Here is a 21,606-nt window from a genome sequence, read left to right as displayed (position 1 = left end):
CTTTTTTCCTGGATTTCGACGCGCCGACGCGTCATTCAACCCTTTCATGATGCGGCGCCGCCCTTGCCCTTCCCGGCGAGGCGCGCGCCCTGCCGACAAGAGAGCAGTCCATGACCCTTGCCAATTCGTTCACCCAGGGCCCCGACGAGAGGGGCCACTTCGGCCCCTACGGCGGACGCTTCGTCGCCGAGACCCTGATGCCGCTCGTCCTTTCCCTGGAGAAGGCCTACGACGAGGCCTCCGCCGACCCCGCCTTCGCCGCGGAGATGAACCGCTACCTCACCCACTTCGTCGGGCGGCCGAGTCCGCTCTACTTCGCCGAACGCCTCACCGCGGCCTGCGGCGGCGCGAAAATCTACTTCAAGCGCGAGGACCTCAACCACACCGGCGCGCACAAGGTCAACAACTGCATCGGGCAGATCCTCCTCGCCCGCCGCATGGGCAAGACCCGCATCATCGCGGAAACCGGCGCGGGCCAGCACGGCGTCGCCACCGCCACGGTGTGCGCCCTGTTCGGCCTGCCCTGCGTCGTCTACATGGGCGCGACCGATATCGCCCGCCAGCAGCCCAACGTCTTCCGGATGAAGCTCCTCGGCGCGGAGGTCCGCCCGGTGACCAGCGGCAACGCCACGCTCAAGGACGCGATGAACGAGGCGATGCGCGACTGGGTGGCGAATGTGGAGGACACCTACTACCTGATCGGCACGGTGGCCGGGCCGCACCCCTATCCGCGCATGGTCCGCGACTTCCAGAAGATCATCGGCGAGGAATCGAAGGCGCAGATGATGCAGATGGAAGGCCGCCTGCCCGACAGCCTCTACGCCGCGGTCGGCGGCGGCTCCAACGCCATCGGCCTGTTCTATACCTTCCTCAACGAGCCGTCGGTGCAGATCGTCGGAGTCGAGGCGGCGGGCCTCGGCGCCGATACCGAAGAACACGCCGTCTCCATCGGCAAGGGCCGCCCCGGCGTGCTGCACGGCAGCCGCACCTACCTGTTGCAGACCGGCGACGGCCAGATCACCGAGGCCTATTCCATCTCCGCCGGCCTCGACTATCCCGGCGTCGGGCCGGAACACTCCTGGCTCAAGGACGCAGGCCGCGTCACCTACGTCTCGGTCACCGATGCCGAGGCGCTCGACGCCTTCCACCGCACCACGCGCTGCGAGGGCATCGTCCCCGCGCTCGAATCCTCCCACGCCATCGCCCAGGCTCTCAAGGTCGCGGGCGGGCTGCCGCGCGAGCACATCATGCTCGTCTCCCTCTCCGGGCGCGGCGACAAGGATGTGGACACCGTGGCCAAGGCGATGGGAGTGAAGCTCTGAAATGGAAAACGCATTCGCGAACAACCGCCTGACCCGCCGCTTCGCGGCGCTCAAGGCGGAAGACCGGGCGGGCCTCGTGGTCTACGTCACCGCCTCGGACCCGGACCTCGAAACCTCCGCACAACTGCTCGCCGGGCTGCCCGGCGCGGGGGCGGACATCATCGAACTCGGCATGCCGTTCTCCGACCCCATGGCCGACGGCCCGTCGATCCAGAGGGCGGCGCTCCGCGCGCTCGCCTCCGGGGCCTGCATGAACCGTACCCTCGCCATGGTGAAGGACTTCCGCAAGACCGAGGCGGACACGCCGGTCGTGCTGATGGGCTACTACAACCCCATCGACACCTACGGCGCGCAACGCTTCGCCATCGACGCCGCCGCCGCAGGGGTGGACGGCGTGATCGTCGTCGATGTGCCGCCGGAAGAGGCCGACGAAATCCAGCCGGTGCTCGCCGCACACGGCGTCGCCTTCATCTGCCTCTCCACCCCCACCTCCGACGACGCGCGCCTGCCCGCCATCCTCAAATACGCGGGCGGCTTCCTCTACTACGTCTCGGTGCTCGGCATCACCGGCACGGTCAGCGCCGCCGCCGACGCGGTGGCCGCCGCCGTCGCCCGGCTGAAACGCCACACCAGCCTGCCCATCGCCGTCGGCTTCGGCATCAAGACGCCGCAAGCCGCCGCCACCGTCGCCCGCGTCGCCGACGCCGCGGTGGTCGGCTCCGCGGTGATCGACCGCCTCGCCGCCGGGCTGGACGCAAACGGCAAACCCACGCCCCGGGCGGTGCCCGATACCCTCGCCTTCGTCGCCGATCTGGCCCAGGGCGTGCGCGGCGCGCGGCAGTAAAAAGGGCCGGGGCGCGCTGCCCCCGGCCGTCACCCCCGGACTTGATCCGGGGGTCCACGCCTTCAACAAAAAGGCCGGGTGCTGCCCTGACCCGAAAAACCCGTGGGCGCTGCCCACACCCGGCAAGGGCCGACCGGCCCTTGCATCCCATTCCCTTACTCCTCCGCCACGATGGTATGGCGCTTAATATATCGTTCATCGATAATTATTCGTTGACTAACGAGATCATTCGCACCAATAATCCGACCGACGAAGCGGTGGAGCGTGCGGCCATGAACAATCCCGACATGAAAAAGCTGATCTTCTGCCTGCACGGGCTCGCTCTCGGCGCACTGCCGCTGCTGGTGTTCGAGTTCGCCTATCGTCTTGTCGTCGGCACGAGTTTTTCGGTGGAATTCGCGGGCACGGACCACGCGTGGGCGCGTCCCGACCTGGGGGAGGCCCACTGGATGGTGCTGCAAACCCTGCAATGGGTGTCGAAGCTGGCGTGGCTGGTGGCGTTCCTGCAGATCGAAGCGGTTGCCCGGCTTCTCTCCGCTGGCGAGTACTTTTCGCAGCGGGTGGTCGCGCGGTTCCGCCGTCTCTCCCATGCTCTGCTTGGCTTCGCCGTCCTTGAAACCCTGGAGCATCCGGCGATTGCCGTTTACCTGGTCTTCGCCGATGCCCTGCCCGCGCTGCCGGAGATGTCGGTGTTCGACATCGTCCGCATTCATATCTTTCTCTTCACCGCGCTGTTCTTCGTGTTCACGCGTATCGCCGAGATCGGTCTTTCGCTGAAGGCCGACGCCGATCTGACGATCTAGGAGCGGACGATGCCGATCATGGTGAACCTCGACGTGATGCTGGCGCGGCGCAAGATGAAGCTGTCCGACCTTTCCGATGCGGTCGGGGTGACTCTCGCCAACCTGTCGATTCTCAAGACCGGCAAGGCCCGCGCGGTGCGATTCTCGACGCTTGCGGCGATTTGCGCCACGCTCCAATGCCAGCCGGGAGACCTTCTCGAATACGTGGAAACCGGGGCTGATGACCCGCAGGAAAAGGACTGAAATCATGATGCCATCGGTTTTGCGCCGCGCCGCGCTTACCGCTTTCGCAGGCCTTGCCTTCTGCAGCGCCGCACACGCCGAATCCCAACTCATCCTCGGCGCGGGCGCGGGCTGGAAGCCCGACTACCTCGGCTCCGACGACTACGAAGCCACGCCATTGCCGATGCTGTACTACGGTTGGAGCGGTGAGGCGGCGGCCTCGCCTGCCTCCGGCTACAAGACCAGCCTCGGCCTGATCGACGTGCAGGCGGGTTTCCCCAACGGCGTCGACGTCGGCGTCGCGCGGGTCGCCACCCCGACCCGCAACTTCACCCTGCGTCTCGGCGGCGGCTATCGTTTCGGACGCGATGCCGACGACAACGACGCACTCAAGGGCATGGGCGACATCGATGGGCAGGGGATCGCCCGCATCACCCTGGCGAGCGAGCCCGCGAATCCGCGCCGCATCGGCACCTCCTACGGCATCAAATACGAAGCCGACATTACCGACGAAACCAATGGCGATACCTTCTCGCTGTTCGTCGGCCATACGCTGCCGGTGACTCCCCGCACCACACTCACCCTTTCCGGCAACCTCCGCTGGGCGGACGATGACGAAATGCAGGCGTATTTCGGGGTTTCACCAGCTCAGGCGGCACGCTCCGGCCACGTCCGCTTCGAAGCGGGGTCGGGTTTCTCCGACGCGGGCCTCTCCGCTCGCCTCGACTGGTCGTTCGCCGAACATTGGCTTCTGAGCGGCGGGCTCGGATACACCCGCCTGCTCGGTGACGCCGCCGACAGCCCACTGGTCGATGGCGATGGTTCCGCCAACCAGTTCATCCTCACTACCGCCATCGCCTACCGTTTCTGAACGGCGGTAATCGATAAATTCGCCACCTCCCATAACCAAAATGAGCGGGGGGGCGAGGCCTCCAGGCCCCGGCTGGGGTGGGCAGCGCCCACGTCCTTGATTGCCTTCCCCAGACCGCAACCCATTTGTTTTTTCCACAAAGCGGATTATTCCTAATGGGGTTCGGGGGCCGCGCCCCCAGCGGGTCCAGGGTGGAGCCCTGGCCGGGTATTACCGGGGGAAACGGGATGAGTTGGCTCACCAATTTCGTACGGCCGACCTTGCGGCGGTGGATATCGCCGCGGGTGCTGCGCGAGGCGCAGTGGGTGACCTGTCCGAAGTGCGGGGCGACGGTGTTTCACCGCGACCTCGACGCCAACTGGCGCATTTGCCCGCACTGCGACCATCATCTGACGCTGTCCGCGGCGCGGCGGTTCGACCTGCTGCTGGATGCGGAGAGCTGGGCGCGCATCGAGATTCCCGGCGCGCCCGCCGATCCGTTGAAGTTCCGCGATGCGCGGCGCTATGGCGAGCGGCTGAAGGAGGCTGCGGCGCAGAGCCGCGAGGCGGAGGCGGTGGCGGTGGCGCACGGCCGCATCGACGGGCGCGGCGCGGTGATCGCGGCGTTCGAGCCGCATTTCCTCTGCGGCACGGCGGGCGCGGCGGCGGGGGAGGCGGTGGTGGCCGCCGCCGAGCTGGCGGTGTTGCAGGATGCGCCGTTGCTCGTCGTCACCGGCAGCCAGGGGCCGCGCATTCCCGACGGGGCGTTTGCGCTGTTGCAGTTGCCGCGGGTGATTCTGGCGTTGCGCAAGGTGGCGGAGCGCAACCTGCCGCTCATCGTGGTGTTGGCCGACCCGGCGTTCGACCCGATCTCCGAGGCGCTGTTGCAGCAGGCGGACGTGGTTCTGGCGGAGCCGGAGGCGCGGCTCGGCCCGCCGCCCGCCGACCCCTTCGCGCCGATGGACACGCCCGCGTTTCTTGCGCCGCGCGGCGGCGTGGTCGGCGCGGCGGCGGCGCGGCGGCGCGGCCGCATCGACCGCATCGCCGACCGCCGCGACATCAAGGCGGAGATCGCGGCGATTCTCGACATTCTGTGCCGTCCCTTCCCCTCGGCGACGATTCTCGCCTATCCGGGGCAGGAGACGAAGCTGATCGACGCCGCCCCCGATGCTTGACGCGGTTCTCGACCGCTTCACGCGGCTGCATCCCAGGGTCATCGATCTTTCGCTCGCGCGCATGTGGCGGCTGCTCGCCGACCTCGGCAACCCGCAGCAGGCCCTGCCGCCGGTGATCCACGTCGCCGGGACCAACGGCAAGGGCTCGGCGGTGGCGACGCTGTCCGCCCTCTTCGCCGCCGCCGGGCGGCGGGCGCATGCCTACACCTCGCCGCATCTGGTGCGCTTCGCCGAGCGGGTGCGCATCGCCGGGGCGCTGCCCTCCGACGAGGCCCTGGCGGCGCTTCTGGAAGAAGTGGAGGCGGCCAACGCGGGGCAGACGATCACCTTCTTCGAGGCGACCACGGCGGCGGCCTTGCTCGCCTTCGCCCGCGCCCCGGCGGAGGCCTGCCTGCTGGAGACCGGCCTCGGCGGGCGGCTGGACGCCACCAACGTGGTGGCGCGGCCGCGCGCCGCGGTGCTCACCGCCATCGCCTACGACCACCAGGACTTTCTGGGCAATACCCTGACCGAAATCGCCACCGAGAAGGCGCACATCCTGCGCCCCGGCGTGCCCGCGGTGATCGCCGCGCAGCCGCCGGAGGCGATGGCGGCGATCCTGCGCCATGCGGAGGCGATCGGCGCGGTGCCGTGGCGGCGCGGCGTGGAGTGGGAGATCGCGGAAACCCCGGACGGTTTTTCCGTCGCGGCGGCGGGCTGGCGGGTGACTGCGCCGCAGCCGGTTCTCCTCGGCCCGCACCAGGTGGAGAACGCGGCGCTGGCGCTGGTCGCCGCCCATGCCTCCGGCCTGCTGGCGGTCACCGATGCGCTCGCCGCGGCGGCGCTGCCGCGGGTCTCCTGGCCGGGGCGGCTGCAACGCCTGGGCGCGGGCGACCTGGTGGCGGAACTGGGCCGGGAGTTCTGGGTGGACGGCGGGCACAACCCGTCCGCCGCGGCGGCGCTGGCTCCGGTGCTGGCCGCCTGGGCGGCGGAGGGGCCGGTGGATCTGGTCCTCGGCATGCAGACCACCAAGGACCCGGCGGGCTATCTTGCCGCCGTCGCGCCGCACCTCCGTGCCATCCGCACCGTGCCGGTGGAAAGCGCCCCCGCGCCGTTTGCCGCCGCGGCGCTGGCCGATGCGGTGCGCGCCGCCGGGCACGGAAACGTAACCGCGCACGCGGGCTGGCGCGATGCGCTGGCCGCGGAAAGGGGGGAGGCGGGCCGCCTGCTGGCGGCGGGGTCGCTCTATCTGGTGGGGGAGATTCTCGCCGCCAACCGCATCGGCGCGCCGGACTAGCCTCAGCGCGCCAGGATTCCGTCCTGCCAGTCGAGAACCCGGATGTAGAGGTCCAGGCGGTTGCGCTCCATCTTCGCCAGCAGCGGGTTGTCGCGCAGCGGCGAGATCAGAGGCTCCAGCCGCTCCGCCATTTCTTCCGTCGCCAGAACGCCCAGGCCGAACACCGCGGCGATGCAGGAGAGGTGCAGGCCCGGCGTTTCCTCCAGGAAGTCCTCGAGGGCGGTGAGCACGCCGTTGCGCGGCCCGCCCTCGTTCAGGGCGCAGGCGAAGACCCCTTCGCCGCGGAAGCCGCCCTTGCCCGCCAGGGGCTTGCCGGGACGCATGCCGAGGGAGAAGGAGTGCGGCATGCGGAACTCGGGCGGAATGCGCTGCGGCGCGTAATAGAGGTCGCGCCGCGCGCACGGCCAGCCGATGTCGTGCAGGATGACGAGGGGGAAGCCGCGCCCCGCCGCCGCCGCCGCATCGCGGATCAGCCGCAATTCCGAAAGCACGGTGTAGTAGTTGTGGTCGCCGTCCACCAGATAGGCGTCCGACGGCGGCAGGCCGGGCAGGGCTTCCAGGCTGGGCGCGGCGGCGAGGCGGGCGTGCCCGCCCTCGAACAGCGCATCCGCCCCCGGCTGCGGCGCGGGGTCGATGCCGGTGTGGACGCCGCCCTCGCGCCGCGCCCGTTCGATCAGCGTGGGCGATATCAGGCCGTATTCCACGCCGATCTCCACGGTGTTCCGCGCCTCCGCCGCATCCAGCAGGGAGAGGATGAAGGGGGTGAATTCCGCCAGCGAGTGCAGCAGCAGGTCAGCCAAGGCCGGTCTCCTCCGGAGTGTCGCCGGCGGCGAGCAGGCGCAGGCCGTCCAGGGGCGCAATGGTGAGGGTCAGCACCGCCACCGGCGCGGCGAATTCCGGCGCCGGGATCATCAGGTAGCCGTCCTCCCCCTGCGCCGAAAGAATGCCGCCGTCCAGCGCCATGCCCGCGCCGCGCAGGGCGGAAACCGGGATGCTCTCCGCGTCCGCCGCGGCCATCGCGGCGGCGGCGGTCTCGCCATATTGCAGGACGACGCCGCGCACCGCGCCGCGCGGCGGCAGGGCGCTCGCGGGCAGCATCACCGCGCCGATGCCGCTCTTCGCCAGGAGGGGCACGCGGATGCGCAACTCGTTGAAGCCGGTGCGGGTGCAGGTGACGGAAAGCGGCAGGCACGCCTGCATGTCGCCGCGTTTGAACAGCATCGCCGTGGCCGGGCCGATCTCCGCCTCGCCGAAGGTCTCCGCGCACAGCCCGCCGCACCCGGCGAGCGCATGCAGGAAGCCGAGCGCAGGCGACAGAGCGGCGAAGCTGCCCGCCATCCACATCGGCGGCTGCCGCGCCGCGAAGGCGGCGGGCAGAGGCTTGGCCAGCGCCAGAGTTTCGGCGGTCTGCGGTTCCGCCAGGGGGACAAGCGCCCGGGTGCCGAGGTTGACGTCGTGCTTCAGTCCGCCGAAGGCGGCGAGCTCCGTATCGTCGGGGAGCAGCAGGGCGCGCGCCAGAATCGCCGCCAGCCAGGGCGTCGCCGTCGGGTCGGCAAGCGGGTCGGGCAGGCCGCGCGCCACCGCCGCGCGCGCCGCCGCGGCGAAGGCGAGCGCGCCGTCGCGGGCGCGGGCGGCCACCGTCGCCTGCTCCGGCGGGCGGAGGTCCGGCTCGCGCCGCACCGCGCCGTCGGGGCCGTAGTCCATCACCGAGCCTTCGGGCGCGCCGCACATCTGTTCCAGCAGCGCGACGTTGGCGAGCACCGCATGCCGCGCCGCGGGCGGCAGGGCGAGGCCGGAGAGGAATCCCTCCGCGCTGTCCGGCTCGGCGATCTCCGCCAGGTCCTCGTCCACCCCGAGCAGATAGAGCCCGTGCAGCCGCTGCGGCCGCCCGGCCAGGGAGAACGCGCTGCGCAGGCCCTTCTGCACCGTGCCGGAATAGCCGAGGTCGATGAGCGCCAGGTCGGTCGCCTCCGCCAGATCCGGCATCGCCGCGTCCAGGTGCGCGAACAGCGCGGCGCGCGCTTCGCGCCCGATGCGCGTGAGCGTTGCGGCATCCACCAGCCGCGGCAGCGCCGCGGCGAAGTCCGCGCCGCCGACCACGCCGCCCGGCGCGTGCGCGAAGAAACGCCGCATCGGCGCGGTGACGCCCTTGAGGAACTGCGCGGCGGAGGCGAGGTCCACGGCGGGCATGCGCTTGAAGAAATCCGTCATCCTGCCGCTTTCCGCCGCGGCGATCAGCGCGGTGCGGCGATTGACCTCGATGTAGGAGACCGGCTCGGCGCGCGCATCGCGCCAGATCAGGAGCGGCAGCAGGCCGTCGCGGGCGACGCAGGCCACGGCGACCGAGCGCCCCTCGGCGCGCAGGCGCGCCACGCGCTCCGCCACGAAGCGGTCGAAGGCGGCGAACACCGGGCCGAGTACGGTCAGCCCCCAGGCGAAGGCCGGGTCCGCGGCGGGCGCCGCCCCGGCCACGCTGCGGCGCAGGTTGCGCAGGCCGCCGTCGAGGCGGGTTTTTCCGGCGAGCGCAATCTGGTCGAACAGCGCGGTCTCGCGCACGAAGATGCGCGCCAGGCGACGGTCCGCCTGCGGGTAATGCACCGCGGCGATGCCGCGCCTGGCCGGGGCCGCCACGTCCGCGCCGGGGTTGTCGCCGATGTGCAGCGCCGCCGCGGGGTTCAGCCTGCGCTCCTTGAGGCAGTCGTCGAACAGAGTCTCGGACTTGCCGCCGCCCCGGTCGCAGGAGGCGAAGAGGAAATCCCAGCCGAACCCCGGCGCGCACGCCGCGATCAACTCCGCGAGGCGCGCCTCGTCCCAGTAGGTGTCGGAAATGAACCCCACCATCGCACCCGCCTGCCGCGCCTCGGCGAGCAGGCCGCAAATCTCCGGATTGACGAAGCACAGCTCCCGCTCCGCCTGGAACTCCGCCTCGGCCAGCACCGCCGCCGACCCGGCAGCCAGCCCGAACGGACGCAGGGGGAAGCGTGCGTAGATCTCCCCGATCCCCACCTCCGGCGAGCCGCGCGCCGCCTTCGCCGCCTGCCGCGCCCTGGCCTCGGCGCTGCGCCGCTGCGCCACGAACATCGCTGCGGTGGCGGCGCCCGCCTCCGCCACCCCCGCCAGCGCGCAGGCGCGCTCGTACACCCCGGCGGGCTCGGCGCAGCGCCGCAGCAGAAAGGTGTCGAAAACGTCGCAGGAAAACGCCGTGATGCCGCCCGCGGCCAACAGCCGCCGCGCCTCGGCGACGGCGCGAACGTGCGGCGCAGCGCCGTGCATAAGCCGATCGTGCATGAAAATCCCCGCCGGGTTGTCCCTTCCTCTCCGGGATATACGGGCGGTCGCGGCGTATCCTGGCGGTAAAACCAAAACTTTCCGGAGGGACTCGGTCCCTCCGGGCCTCCCATAACCTTGGTTTTTGCGCGGAGCGCCAGAAGACCATCACGCGGCGTGACGGTTGATTGCCGCTGCGCGGCGAAAAACTTAGGGGGGCTGGGGCACGCGGTCCCAGCGGGGTCCAGGGGCAGCGCGCCTGGACTGGTTTTTCTCAGAACCCCAGCGCGCAGCCGTCCTTGCGCGGGTCGGAGCCGCCCCACAGCACGCCGTTTTCGCGGTCGATGCGGATCGCCTGCGCGCCGCCCAAGGGCACGGCGACGGTGACCGGGTCGTGGCCGAGCGCCGCGAGGTTGGCGGCGGTGGTGGCGTCGAAGGCGGGTTCGAGTTCCAGTTTGCCGCCGAAGGCGAAGCTGCGCGGCGCGTCGATCGCCGCCTGGACGTCGAGTCCGCGGTCGAGCATGCCGGAGAGGAAGGCGGCGTGGCCCGCCGCCTGGTACTGGCCGCCCATCACGCCGAAGGGCATCACGGTTTCGCCGTCCTTGCGCAGCATGCCGGGGATGATGGTGTGCATCGGGCGCTTGCGCGGGGCGATGGCGTTGGGGTGGCCTTCGATGAGGCGGAAGGAAGCGCCGCGGCTGTGCAGGACGACGCCGGTTTCCGGGTCGGCGCGGGTGGAGCCGAAGCCGTGGAAGATCGAGTTGATGAACGAGACGGCGTTGCCGTCCTTGTCCACGGCGCAGAGGTAGACGGTGTCCTTGTGCTCCGGTTCGTCCCACAGGGCGGGCGGCAGGGCGCGTTCCGGGTCGATGCGGCGGCGCAGGGCGGCGATCGCGGGTTCGGAGAGCAGGGTTTCCACCGTGCCGCCGAGGGTCGCCGGGTCGCCGATCAGGGCGTCGCGGTGGTAGTAGGCGAGCTTGGTCGCCTCGGCGTGGAGGTGAATGCGCTCCGCCTCGGAGAGCCTGTCCGACAGGTCGAAGCCTTCGAGGATGCGCAGGATCATCAGCGCGGCGACGCCCTGGCCGTTGGGCGGGCACTCCACCACCTCGTAGCCGCGGTAGGGCGCGGAGATCGGCGCGACGAAGGCCGCGGCGGTCATCCCGTCGGCGAAGTCCTCGGCGGTGTGCAGGCCGCCCAAGGCGTTGAGGCGCGCCACCAGGGAGTCGGCGACGGCGCCGCGATAGAATGCCTCCGCGCCCTTGGCGGCGATGGCGCGCAGGGTGCGGCCGAGGTTCGGATTGGCGTGGGTTTCGCCGGTCTTGGGGGCGTGGCCGCGGGGGAGGAAGAGGGCGCGCCCGCCTTCGTCCTTGCCGACGAGTTCGGCGTTGCGTTGCCAGTCCCAGGCGACGCGCGGCGTCACCGGGAAGCCGCTTTCCGCATAGCCGACGGCGCGGGCGAACAGGCGGTCCATCGGCAGGGAGGCGAAGCGCGCATGCAGCGCCGCCCAGGCGGAGACCGCGCCGGGGATGGTCACGGCGTGCGGGCTGGTCTGCGGGATCGCGCCTTCGAGGCCGAGGCCGGTGAGGCGCTCCACGGTGGCGGCGGCGGGCGCGCGGCCGGAGCCGTTGAGCGCCGCCACCTCGCCGCCCGCGGGGGCGTAGAGGGCGAAGCAGTCGCCGCCGATGCCGGTCATCAGCGGATCGACGACGCACTGCACGGCGACCGCGGCAAGCGCGGCGTCCATGGCGTTGCCGCCCGCGGCGAGGATTTCGACGCCCGCGGCGGTGGAGAGCGGATGGGAGGTGGCGATCATCGCCTCGCGGGCGAAGGCGGGGCTGCGCCCGCCGCGGAAGAAGTCTCTCATCTGCTCCCCTCAGGATTTAGGCGTAGCGGACCTCGATGATTTCGAAGGACTTGCGGCCGCCGGGGGTGGAGACGTCCACCGAATCCCCGGCCTTCTTGCCGATCAGGGCCTTGCCCAGCGGCGAGACGATGGAAATGCGCCCGCCCCGGATGTCGGCCTCGTGCGCGCCGACGATCTGGTATTCCTTCTCTTCGTCGGTGTCCTCGTCGGAGAGCAGCACGCGGGCGCCGAACCGCACCTGGTCGCCGGAGATCAGCGAGATGTCGATGATCTGGGCGCGGCTCACCAGGTCCTCGAGTTCCTTGATGCGGCCCTCGATGAAGCTCTGGCGTTCGCGCGCGGCATGGTATTCGGCGTTCTCCGAGAGATCGCCGTGTTCGCGCGCCTCGCCGATGGCCTTCACCACGTCCGGCCGGGCGGTGCCCTTCAAGTATTTCAGTTCCTCCTCCAGACGGGCGAACCCATCGGGAGTCATGGGAATTTTCTCCATGTCCCATACCCTCAGTTCAGTCGGGAGAGATTGCCGCGGCGGTTCGACCGCCTCGATCACGCCTCCGGCAAAGGAGTTTGAAAGTAACCTTGCAGGGGGCGGACATCAAGCCCTTCGATTTTCAGCGCCCGAATCCCCGCGACCACGGCGTGCGCGCCGGTCATCGTGGTGGTGTGGGCGATGTTGTTGACCAGGGCGGTGCGGCGGATCGAGAAGCTGTCGGTCACCGACATCGCGCTGTCGGTGGTGTTGATCACCATCTGCACGCCGCCGGAGATCATCAGATCGACGCAGTGCGGGCGGCCCTCCATCACCTTGTTGACGATGGTCACCGGCAGGCCCGCATCCGCCAGCACCTTGCCGGTGCCGCGGGTGGCGACGACCTTGAAGCCGAGGTCCTCGAGGTCGCGGGCGACGGCGACGGCGGCGGCCTTGTCGCGGTCCTTCACCGAGATGAACACGGTGCCGGAAAGCGGCAGGCCGGTGCCCGCGCCGAGCTGTGCCTTGGCGTAGGCGCGGCCGAAGTCGGAATCGATGCCCATCACCTCGCCGGTGGATTTCATCTCCGGCCCGAGCAGGATATCGACGCCGGGGAAGCGGGCGAACGGGAACACCGCCTCCTTCACCGCGACATGCGCGGGGAAGCCTTCCACCAGGCCGAAGGAGGCGAGAGTCTCGCCCGCCATGACGCGCGAGGCGATCTTCGCCACCGGCACGCCGGTGGCCTTGGCGACGAAGGGCACGGTGCGCGAGGCGCGCGGGTTGACCTCCAGCAGGTAGACCTCGCCGTCCTTGATCGCGAACTGGATGTTCATCAGGCCGATCACGTCCAGCTCCTTGGCGAGCAGGCGGGTCTGGCGCTTGAGTTCGGCGATCATCTCGGCGGAGAGCGAATAGGGCGGCAGCGAGCAGGCGGAATCGCCGGAGTGGATGCCCGCCTCCTCGATGTGCTGCATGATCCCCGCGACGTAGACGCCGGTGTGGTCGGCGATGGCGTCCACGTCGATCTCGATGGCGTCCTGCAGGTAGTTGTCGATCAGCACCGGGCTGTCGCCGGTGACCTTCACCGCGCTGCCCATGTATGCGTTGAGCGCCGCCTCGTTGTGGACGATGCGCATGGCGCGTCCGCCGAGCACGTAGGACGGGCGGATCACCACCGGATAGCCGATCTGCGCGGCGACCTTGCGCGCCTCCTCCACCGAGCGGGCGGTGCCGTTGACCGGCTGCTTGAGGCCGGTCTTCTGCAACAGGTCGTGGAAGCGCTCACGGTCTTCCGCCACGTCGATGGCGTCCGGCGAGGTGCCGAGGATCGGGATCTTCGCCGCTTCCAGCGCCTTGGAAAGCTTGAGCGGGGTCTGCCCGCCGAGCTGCACGATGACGCCCTTGAGGTAGCCCTTCTCCTGCTCCTTGCGGGCGATGGCGATCACGTCCTCCTCGGTCAGCGGCTCGAAGTAGAGGCGGTCCGAGGTGTCGAAGTCGGTGGACACCGTCTCCGGGTTGCAGTTGACCATGATCGTCTCGTAGCCGACCTCCTTCAGCGCGAAGGCGGCGTGGACGCAGCAATAGTCGAACTCGATGCCCTGGCCGATGCGGTTGGGCCCGCCGCCGAGGATCATCACCTTGGAGCGTTCCGAGGGCTCGGATTCGCACTCTCCGGGCGCGAGGCCGTTGCCCTCGTAGCAGGAGTACATGTAGGGCGTCTTGGAGGGGAACTCGGCGGCGCAGGTGTCGATGCGCTTGAACACCGGGTGGACGTTGAGGATGTCGCTGCGGAAGAGGACTTCCTTCCTGGTGCGCCGGGTGAGCTCCATCAGCCGCGCGTCGGAGAAACCCATCGCCTTGATCCGCTGCATGCCCTGCGCGTCGGTGGGCAGGTTGTTCCTGCGCAGGCCGTCCTCGGCGGCGACGATCTCCCGGATCTGTTCGAGGAACCACGGGTCGTAGGCGCACGCCTGGTTGATCTCGGCGACCGAAAGCCCGTGGCGGAACGCCTGGGCGATCACCAGCAGGCGGTCCGGCGTGGGCTGCGCCAGCGCCTTCATCACCGCGTCGCGGGTGATCTCCGCATTGTCGGGATCGACGCCGGGGATCTCCACCTCGTTCAGGCCGGTCAGCCCGGTCTCCATGCTGCGCAGGCCCTTCTGCAGGCTCTCGGCGAAGGTGCGGCCGATCGCCATCGCCTCGCCGACGGACTTCATCGAGGTGGTGAGCAGCGGTTCGGCATCCGGGAACTTTTCGAAGGTGAAGCGCGGAATCTTGGTAACCACGTAGTCGATGGTCGGCTCGAAGGAGGCGGGCGTGCAGCCGGTGATGTCGTTCATCAGCTCGTCGAGGGTGTAGCCCACGGCGAGCTTCGCCGCCACCTTGGCGATGGGGAAGCCGGTGGCCTTGGAGGCGAGCGCCGAGGAGCGGGAGACGCGCGGGTTCATCTCGATGATGACCATGCGCCCGTCCTGCGGGTTGATCGCGAACTGCACGTTGGAGCCGCCGGTATCCACCCCGATCTCGCGCAGGCACGCGATCGAGGCGTTGCGCATGATCTGGTATTCCTTGTCGGTCAGCGTCAGCGCCGGCGCCACGGTGATCGAATCGCCGGTGTGCACGCCCATCGGATCGACGTTCTCGATCGAGCAGATGATGATGCAGTTGTCCGCCTTGTCGCGCACCACCTCCATCTCGAATTCCTTCCAGCCGAGGACGGATTCCTCGACCAGCACCTCGTGCACCGGCGAGGCGGCGAGCCCGGAGCGCACGATGGTCTCGAATTCGGTGAGGTTGTAGGCGATGCCGCCGCCCTGGCCGCCCAAGGTGAAGGAGGGGCGGATGATCAGCGGCAGGCCGATCCCGGTCAGCGCCTCGCGCGCTTCCTCGACGGTGTGGCAGGCGCGGCTCGCGGGCGAGGCGAGGCCGATCTTGTCCATCGCGTCGCGGAACAGCTGGCGGTCCTCCGCCTTGGCGATGACGTCGCGCTTCGCCGCGATCATCTCCACCCCCAGGCGGTCGAGCACGCCGGAATCGGCCAGCGCCATCGCGGTGTTGAGCGCGGTCTGGCCGCCCATGGTGGGCAGGAGCGCATCGGGCCGCTCCTTCTCCAGGATGCGGGTGACGATCTCCGGGGTGATCGGCTCGATGTAGGTGACGTCCGCCGTCTCCGGGTCGGTCATGATCGTCGCCGGGTTGGAATTGACCAGGATGACCTTGTAGCCCTCGTCGCGCAGCGCCTTGCACGCCTGGGCGCCGGAGTAGTCGAACTCGCAGGCCTGGCCGATGACGATGGGTCCGGCGCCGATGACGAGGATGCTCTGGATGTCGGTACGTTTTGGCATGATCACTTCCGAATGAGAACGCGGTCGGGCGGTCGGGCCGGCTCAGCGCCGGTGCGCGGCGATCATCTCCATGAAACGCGCGAACAGGTAGTGGCTGTCGGTCGGGCCCGGCGAGGCCTCCGGGTGGTACTGCACCGCGAAGGCGGCCTTGTCGGTGCAGGCGATGCCTTCCACCGAGCCGTCGAACAGCGAGCGGTGGGTGATCTTCACGTTGGGCGTGAGGCTCGCCTCGTCCACCACGAAGCCGTGGTTCTGGCTGGTGATTTCCACCTTGCCGGTGGCGAGGTCCTTCACCGGGTGGTTGGCGCCGCGGTGGCCGGTGTCCATCTTGTGGGTGGTCATCCCCAACGCCAGGGCGAGCAGCTGGTGCCCCAGGCAGATGCCGAAGATCGGCACCTCCTTCGCGATCAGGTTCCTGATCACCGGCACCGCGTATTCGCCGGTCGCCGCCGGGTCGCCCGGGCCGTTGGAGAGGAACACCCCGTCCGGGGCATGCCGCAGGATGTCCTCGGCGGTGGCGGTGGCGGGCACCACGGTGACCCTGCACCCCGCCGCGGCGAGGCAGCGCAGGATGTTGCGCTTCGCGCCGTAGTCCACGGCGACGACGTGGGTGGTGGGGGCGGTCTGGCGGCCGTAGCCTTCGCCCAGGGTCCACAGGCTCTCGTCCCAGGCGTAGGTCTGGCGGCAGGAGACGTCCTTCGCCAGGTCCATGCCGGCGAGGCCCGGCCACGCCATGGCCTGCCGATAAAGCGCATCGAGGTCGAACGCGCCGTCCGGGGCATGCGCGATGACGCCCACCGGCGCGCCCGCGGTGCGGATGCGCCGGGTCAGCGCACGGGTGTCGATCCCCGCGATGCCGACCAGCCCGTGCGAGGCCAGCCAGGCGTTCAAGGGCTGCGTGGCGCGCCAGTTGGAGGGCGGCGTGATGTCGGTATGGAGAATCAGGCCGCGCGCGAAGGGGGTGGGAGATTCGATGTCCTCGGCGTTGGCGCCGACGTTGCCGATGTGCGGAAAGGTGAAGGTGATGATCTGTCCGGCGTAGGACGGGTCGGTGAGGACCTCCTGATAGCCGGTCATCGCGGTGTTGAACACCACCTCGCCGACAGCCGCACCGGGTGCGCCGAGTCCCTTTCCCCAAAACAGGGTGCCGTCGTTCAGAACCACCACCCCGGTTGCTCCGGCGGGGCGCGGAAACGCGCCGAATTCCGGGGCGAACGAAACCGCATCGGTGGGCGCTGTTCTGCTCATCGACTCATCCATCCTTCCAGTCATCGCGTGGGTACATGTCAAACCGCCGTTACCTAAGCCAAGCGCGGGGCGTCGTCAAGGATTCCCTGGATTTTATGAAAAGTAAGATATTTCAATGCGTTATTCAAGGAGTAAGGATTTGAAATGGCCGCCGGAATGGGCTAGGCTCCGGACTCCCGTCACGGCGCTTGGCCGCAGGGGCGGGGAAGCCGGGGTTCCGGGGGGAAATCCTTCGTTTTTCTGGGTGGGCATTGAGGGCGAGGGAACGATCGTGTCTCTTCGAATCGCATTGAACGAAGCCCTGAAGCAGGCGGTGCGCGGCCGCGACGAACTGGCGACCTCGGTGCTGCGCCTGAGTCTCGCGGCGTTGAAGGACCGCGACATCGCGGAGCGCGGCAAGGGCCGCGAAGAAGGGCTTTCCGACGAGGAAATCGTCGCCCTGCTGCAATCGATGGTGAAGCAGCGGCGCGAGAGCATCAAGATGTACGAGCAGGGCCACCGGCCGGAGCTGGCCGGAAAGGAAGCCGCGGAGATCGAGATCATCGAGGGATTCCTGCCGCGGCAGATGTGCGAGGATGAAATCCGCGCCGCGGTGGACGCCACCATCGCCGAGACCGGGGCCTCCGCGCTCAAGGATATCGGCAAGGTGATGGCGGTGCTGCGCGAGCGCTATCCGGGCAGCATGGACTTCGCCAAGGCCTCGGCCTGCGCCAAGACCCTGCTCTCGGCCTGAGCGCAAAGCGGCACGGCCGCGCCACGGGTGATTCGGAATGTCGCTGCCACGGGGATTTCTGGACGAGCTGCGCGCGCGCGTGCCGATCGCCGACGTGGTGGCGCGCAAGGTGAAGCTCGTCCGCAAGGGCCACGAGTATTCCGGCCTCTGCCCCTTCCACAGCGAAAAGACGCCGTCGTTCACGGTGAGCGCCGACAAGGGCTTCTACCACTGCTTCGGCTGCGGCGCGCACGGCGACGTGCTCTCCTTCGAGATGCGGGCGAACGGCCTTTCCTTCATGGAGGCGGTGGAGCGCCTCGCCGCGCAGGCGGGGATGGACGTGCCCCAGGCGACGCCGGAGGAGGCGGCGCGCTCGCGCCGCGACGCCACGGTGCTGGAGGCGCTGGAGGCGGCCTGCAAGTTCTACGAGCAGAAGCTGCGCATGCCGGAGGGCCGGGCCGCCGCCGCCTATGCGGCGCGGCGCGAACTGTCGGAGGAGACCGTGGCGCGCTTCCGCCTCGGCTATGCGCCCGCGGGCAACGCGCTCAAGGCGGCGCTCCTGCGCGACGGCTGGGAGGAGGCGACGCTGGCCGAGGCCGGGCTGATCGGCATTCCCGACGACGGGCGGTCCTCCTACGACATCCTGCGCGACCGCCTCACCTTCGCCATCGCCGACCGGCGCGGCCGGGTGATCGCCTTCGGCGGGCGCATCCTCGGCGACGGCCAGCCGAAATACCTCAACTCCCCCGACAGCGCGGTGTTCCACAAGGGGCGGGTGCTCTACGGCCTGGCGCAGGCGCGCGCCGCGGCGTTCGAGGCCGGGCGGGTGATCGTGGCGGAGGGCTACATGGACGTCATCGCGCTGTCCCAGGCGGGCCTGGCGGAGGCGGTGGCGCCCTTGGGCACCGCGCTGACCGAGGGCCACCTGGCGGAGTTGTGGCGCCTCTGCGACGAGCCGATCCTCTGCTTCGACGGCGACGCGGCGGGGCAACGCGCGGCGCGCCGCGCGGCGGAGCGCGCCCTGCCGGAACTCAAGCCCGGGCGCTCGCTGCGCTTCGCCCTGATGGTCGGCGGCAAGGACCCGGACGAACTGATCAAGTCCGCGGGCCGTTCCGCGATGGAGGCGGTGCTGACGGCGGCGCGGCCGCTCGCCGACGTGCTGTGGGAGATGACGGTGGAGGGCCGCGACCTCGCCACGCCGGAGCGCCGCGCCGCGCTCGAGCGCGACATCAAGGAGCTTGCCGGCCGCATCGGCGACGACTCGGTGCGCGCGCAGTACCAGCAGGAACTGCGCGGCCGGATGTTCGACCTCTTCCGCGCGGCGCGCCCCGCGCCCGCGCCGCGCAATGCGAACCGCCGCTTCGAGCCGCGCCCCCCGGTGCTCTCCGGGCCGCCGCCGGCGCAGCCCACGGCGGCGCGCGCCAACGAATGCCAGCTCGCCGCCGGGCTTTACGCGCGGCCGCTCTATGCGTTGCGCCATCTGGAGACGGTGAGCCGCATCCGCGTCGCGGACGCGCGGGCAGGCGCCTTCCTCGACGCGCTGCTCGGCGTGCTCGCCGACGTGCGCGAGGAGGTGGACGACGCGGCGCTTTCGAGCCTCGTCGCGGCGCGGGTGGCCCCGGAGGCGCTGGCCCCGGTGCGCGACTGGGCGGAGCGCATGCGCTGGGCGGCGCTTTCGCCGTTCGAGGCGGACGGCCGCATCGCCGACCTGGTGGCGACGCTCAAGGACGCGGCGCTGGCCGAGGAAATCGCGGCGGTGCAGGCGGCGATGGAGGGCGATCCCAGCGATGCGCTGTGGCAGCGCCTGCGCGCCCTGCGGCAAGAGCGGGAGCGCCTGCGCGGCCTGGATGGCGAATCCTGACGATTTTCCCGGTGAAAGCGGTTGACAACCGCTTCCGCGCTCCGTAAATCAGCCGTTTCATCGGGAGGGACTTCGGCGTTCGCGCGGGGCGTGCTGCGGCGTGCTCCTGGCTTGACTTTGGCGCGTGGCGCAACCAAGTCGAACTCCGGTGCCGGTCCGGTTCGGGCAGAAGTGTAGACGCGTCGGGGGGCGCGGAGCCCGGCCGGTGATTTTTCGCACACTGCGCGCCGTCGCGGGCGGGGCGTGCGGCCCGGAAAGGGCCTCGAGGGAGCGGATATTTCATGGTGACGAAAGCGGCTGCATCTACGGTCGGCGAGGACTCCCACGACGAGACGGCCGACGGCCCTCTCCTCGATGCCTGGGGCGTCGCGGCGAAGAAGCTGGTGGCCAAGGGCCGCGAACGCGGCTACATCACCTACGACGAATTCAATGCGGCCCTGCCGCAGGACGAGGTGTCCTCGGAGCAGATCGAGGACACCATGGCGATGCTGTCCGAGATGGGCGTTTCCGTAGTCGATGCGGCGGAGGCGGAGGATACCGCCGAGGCCGCCGACGACGCGGCGCATGACCCGCAGGAAGCCGCCGCCGGCAATGTGGACGAAGACGAGATCGGCCGCACCGACGACCCGGTGCGGATGTACCTGCGCGAGATGGGCTCGGTGGAGCTGCTCTCCCGCGAGGGCGAAATCGCCATCGCCAAGCGCATCGAGGCGGGCCTCGAGATGATGATCGGCGGCCTGTGCGAAAGCCCGCTGACGATCAAGCACGTGCTGGTCTGGCACGACAGCCTGCAGAACGGCCGGATGCTGCTGCGCGACATCATCGACCTGGACGCCACCTACGGCGGCGAGCCGATCGGCGAGGACGAGGCGGAGGCGGAGGAGGAGGCCGAGCCCGGCGTGGAGGATGCGGAGCCCGGCGCGGCGGAGGATGCCCCCGCGGCGGCGAATGACGACGACGCCCCGGCGAACGACGACGAACCCGCGGAGAACGGCGACGAGCCCGCGGCGGCGGCCGGCGGCGAGGACGAGGACGAGGAAGCGGTCTCCGAGGAGGGCGAGAGCGCGGACGAGGCGACGGTGTCGCTCGCCGCGATGGAGGAGGCCCTGATGCCCCAGGTGCTCGCCACCCTGGAGCTGATCGGCGCCACCTACGTCAAGATGCGCCGCGTGCAGGACCAGCGCCTCTCCGCGCTGCAGGGCGGCAAGCCGGTGGCGCCGACCACCGAGCGCCGCTATGAAAAGCTGAAGGCGGAACTGGTCGGCCTGATGGCGACGGTGCACCTCAACACCGGCCGCATCGAGGAGCTGGTGGACCAGCTCAACGGCTATTCCCGCCGCCTGATGAACCACGAGGGCCGCCTGCTGCGCCTCGCCGAGGCGTGCAAGGTGAAGCGCGAGGACTTCCTCGAGGCGTACCGCGGCTGCGAGCTCGACCCCACCTGGGTGGAGCAGGTGGCGGCGCGGCCGGGCAAGGGCTGGGTGGCGTTCGTCGAGCGCCACGGCGCCGAGGCGCAGAAGATCCGCGACGGGATTTCCGAGGTCGCCTCGCTGGCGGGGATGCCGATCGGCGAGTTCCGCCGCGTCGTCGCCACGGTGCAGAAGGGCGAGCGCGAGGCCACCCGCGCCAAGAAGGAGATGATCGAGGCCAACCTGCGCCTGGTGATCTCCATCGCCAAGAAGTACACCAACCGCGGACTGCAATTCCTCGACCTGATCCAGGAAGGCAACATCGGCCTGATGAAGGCGGTGGACAAGTTCGAATACCGCCGCGGCTACAAGTTCTCCACCTACGCCACGTGGTGGATCCGCCAGGCGATCACCCGCTCCATCGCCGACCAGGCGCGCACCATCCGCATCCCGGTGCACATGATCGAGACGATCAACAAGCTGGTGCGCACCTCCCGCCAGATGCTGCACGAGATCGGCCGCGAGCCGACGCCGGAGGAACTCGCCGACAAGCTCACCATGCCGCTGGAAAAGGTGCGCAAGGTGATGAAGATCGCCAAGGAGCCGATCAGCCTGGAAACCCCGATCGGCGACGAGGAAGACAGCCACCTCGGCGACTTCATCGAAGACAAGAACGCGGTGCAGCCGCTCGACGCGGCGATCCAGGCGAATTTGCGCGAAACCTGCACCCGCGTGCTCGCCAGCCTGACCGCGCGCGAGGAGCGCGTGCTGCGCATGCGCTTCGGCATCGGCATGAACACCGACCACACCCTGGAAGAGGTGGGCCAGCAGTTCTCGGTGACGCGCGAGCGCATCCGCCAGATCGAGGCGAAGGCGCTGCGCAAGCTCAAGCACCCCAGCCGCTCGCGCAAGCTGCGCAGCTTCCTCGACACCTGAT

The 21,606-nt window shown here is 69.8% G+C and carries 16 protein-coding genes; 10 read left to right on the top strand and 6 right to left on the bottom strand.

Annotated elements, in window-relative coordinates; genetic code table 11:
- Window positions 1–110: 110 nt before the first annotated feature.
- From trpB to O7R11_RS11090, 7 genes are all read left to right on the top strand, one after another.
- Window positions 111–1,322 carry a tryptophan synthase subunit beta gene (gene trpB, locus O7R11_RS11120; RefSeq protein WP_337997591.1) on the top strand — a complete coding sequence of 404 codons (1,212 nt, stop codon included), beginning with the start codon at window positions 111–113 and terminating at the stop codon, window positions 1,320–1,322.
- Window position 1,323: 1 nt separating this feature from the next.
- On the top strand, window positions 1,324–2,166 hold the full coding sequence (gene trpA, locus O7R11_RS11115; RefSeq protein ID WP_337997590.1) for a tryptophan synthase subunit alpha: 843 nt from the start codon (window positions 1,324–1,326) through the stop codon (window positions 2,164–2,166).
- Window positions 2,167–2,378: 212 nt separating this feature from the next.
- Complete coding sequence (locus O7R11_RS11110) at window positions 2,379–2,969, top strand: DUF2975 domain-containing protein (protein WP_337997589.1); 591 nt, start codon at window positions 2,379–2,381, stop codon at window positions 2,967–2,969.
- A 9-nt stretch (window positions 2,970–2,978) separates the two neighbouring features.
- Complete coding sequence (locus O7R11_RS11105) at window positions 2,979–3,212, top strand: helix-turn-helix domain-containing protein (protein WP_337997588.1); 234 nt, start codon at window positions 2,979–2,981, stop codon at window positions 3,210–3,212.
- 4 nt (window positions 3,213–3,216) lie between these two features.
- Window positions 3,217–4,062 (top strand): MipA/OmpV family protein, encoded by an 846-nt coding sequence (locus O7R11_RS11100; protein ID WP_337997587.1) that lies wholly within the window; start codon window positions 3,217–3,219, stop codon window positions 4,060–4,062.
- Between the two features lie 227 nt (window positions 4,063–4,289).
- A complete protein-coding gene (locus O7R11_RS11095) occupies window positions 4,290–5,216 on the top strand; it encodes a carboxyl transferase domain-containing protein (RefSeq protein WP_337997586.1) in 927 nt (308 codons plus the stop codon).
- Complete coding sequence (locus O7R11_RS11090; protein WP_337997585.1) at window positions 5,209–6,492, top strand: bifunctional folylpolyglutamate synthase/dihydrofolate synthase; 1,284 nt, start codon at window positions 5,209–5,211, stop codon at window positions 6,490–6,492. The genes O7R11_RS11095 and O7R11_RS11090 overlap by 8 nt, the downstream gene beginning before the upstream one ends.
- A 2-nt stretch (window positions 6,493–6,494) precedes the next feature.
- Here O7R11_RS11090 and O7R11_RS11085 read toward each other — a convergent pair whose 3' ends face one another.
- From O7R11_RS11085 to carA, 6 genes are all read right to left on the bottom strand, one after another.
- A complete protein-coding gene (locus tag O7R11_RS11085; protein WP_337997584.1) occupies window positions 6,495–7,292 on the bottom strand; it encodes a class I SAM-dependent methyltransferase in 798 nt (265 codons plus the stop codon).
- A complete protein-coding gene (locus tag O7R11_RS11080) occupies window positions 7,285–9,780 on the bottom strand; it encodes a hypothetical protein (protein WP_337997583.1) in 2,496 nt (831 codons plus the stop codon). The genes O7R11_RS11085 and O7R11_RS11080 overlap by 8 nt, the downstream gene beginning before the upstream one ends.
- A 253-nt stretch (window positions 9,781–10,033) precedes the next feature.
- On the bottom strand, window positions 10,034–11,623 hold the full coding sequence (locus O7R11_RS11075) for a gamma-glutamyltransferase family protein (protein WP_337997582.1): 1,590 nt from the start codon (window positions 11,621–11,623) through the stop codon (window positions 10,034–10,036).
- A gap of 16 nt (window positions 11,624–11,639) precedes the next feature.
- The gene (gene greA, locus O7R11_RS11070) at window positions 11,640–12,113 is read right to left on the bottom strand and encodes a transcription elongation factor GreA (protein WP_337997581.1); all 474 of its coding nucleotides are present in this window, start codon (window positions 12,111–12,113) and stop codon (window positions 11,640–11,642) included.
- 56 nt (window positions 12,114–12,169) lie between these two features.
- Entirely contained in the window at window positions 12,170–15,439 is a 3,270-nt protein-coding gene (gene carB, locus O7R11_RS11065; protein WP_337997580.1) for a carbamoyl-phosphate synthase large subunit, read from the bottom strand.
- 42 nt (window positions 15,440–15,481) lie between these two features.
- Window positions 15,482–16,687, bottom strand: coding sequence for a glutamine-hydrolyzing carbamoyl-phosphate synthase small subunit (carA, locus tag O7R11_RS11060; protein ID WP_337997579.1), 1,206 nt, complete (start codon window positions 16,685–16,687; stop codon window positions 15,482–15,484).
- A gap of 271 nt (window positions 16,688–16,958) precedes the next feature.
- Between carA and O7R11_RS11055 the strand changes: the two genes are divergently transcribed.
- From O7R11_RS11055 to rpoD, 3 genes are all read left to right on the top strand, one after another.
- Window positions 16,959–17,420 carry a GatB/YqeY domain-containing protein gene (locus O7R11_RS11055; RefSeq protein ID WP_337997578.1) on the top strand — a complete coding sequence of 154 codons (462 nt, stop codon included), beginning with the start codon at window positions 16,959–16,961 and terminating at the stop codon, window positions 17,418–17,420.
- Window positions 17,421–17,457: 37 nt separating this feature from the next.
- Window positions 17,458–19,260, top strand: coding sequence for a DNA primase (dnaG, locus tag O7R11_RS11050; protein ID WP_337997577.1), 1,803 nt, complete (start codon window positions 17,458–17,460; stop codon window positions 19,258–19,260).
- Window positions 19,261–19,541: 281 nt separating this feature from the next.
- Entirely contained in the window at window positions 19,542–21,605 is a 2,064-nt protein-coding gene (rpoD, locus tag O7R11_RS11045; protein WP_337997576.1) for an RNA polymerase sigma factor RpoD, read from the top strand.
- The last annotated feature ends 1 nt before the right edge of the window (window position 21,606 follow it).

Source organism: Oleispirillum naphthae (assembly GCA_027864655.1).
Lineage (GTDB): Bacteria > Pseudomonadota > Alphaproteobacteria > Rhodospirillales > Rhodospirillaceae > Oleispirillum > Oleispirillum naphthae.
The sequence above is the reverse complement of the archived record's forward strand: the minus strand, read 5'-3'. Positions and strand labels throughout refer to the sequence as shown.

Coding starts and splice junctions, on each gene's coding strand:
- O7R11_RS11075 (WP_337997582.1), bottom strand. CDS start 11,623: ATGAGAGACTTCTTCCGCGGCGGGCGCAGCCCCGCCTTCGCCCGCGAG.
- O7R11_RS11105 (WP_337997588.1), top strand. CDS start 2,979: ATGCCGATCATGGTGAACCTCGACGTGATGCTGGCGCGGCGCAAGATG.
- trpA (WP_337997590.1), top strand. CDS start 1,324: ATGGAAAACGCATTCGCGAACAACCGCCTGACCCGCCGCTTCGCGGCG.
- O7R11_RS11090 (WP_337997585.1), top strand. CDS start 5,209: ATGCTTGACGCGGTTCTCGACCGCTTCACGCGGCTGCATCCCAGGGTC.
- dnaG (WP_337997577.1), top strand. CDS start 17,458: ATGTCGCTGCCACGGGGATTTCTGGACGAGCTGCGCGCGCGCGTGCCG.
- carB (WP_337997580.1), bottom strand. CDS start 15,439: ATGCCAAAACGTACCGACATCCAGAGCATCCTCGTCATCGGCGCCGGA.
- O7R11_RS11095 (WP_337997586.1), top strand. CDS start 4,290: ATGAGTTGGCTCACCAATTTCGTACGGCCGACCTTGCGGCGGTGGATA.
- O7R11_RS11080 (WP_337997583.1), bottom strand. CDS start 9,780: ATGCACGATCGGCTTATGCACGGCGCTGCGCCGCACGTTCGCGCCGTC.
- trpB (WP_337997591.1), top strand. CDS start 111: ATGACCCTTGCCAATTCGTTCACCCAGGGCCCCGACGAGAGGGGCCAC.
- O7R11_RS11100 (WP_337997587.1), top strand. CDS start 3,217: ATGATGCCATCGGTTTTGCGCCGCGCCGCGCTTACCGCTTTCGCAGGC.
- greA (WP_337997581.1), bottom strand. CDS start 12,113: ATGGAGAAAATTCCCATGACTCCCGATGGGTTCGCCCGTCTGGAGGAG.
- carA (WP_337997579.1), bottom strand. CDS start 16,687: ATGAGCAGAACAGCGCCCACCGATGCGGTTTCGTTCGCCCCGGAATTC.
- rpoD (WP_337997576.1), top strand. CDS start 19,542: ATGGTGACGAAAGCGGCTGCATCTACGGTCGGCGAGGACTCCCACGAC.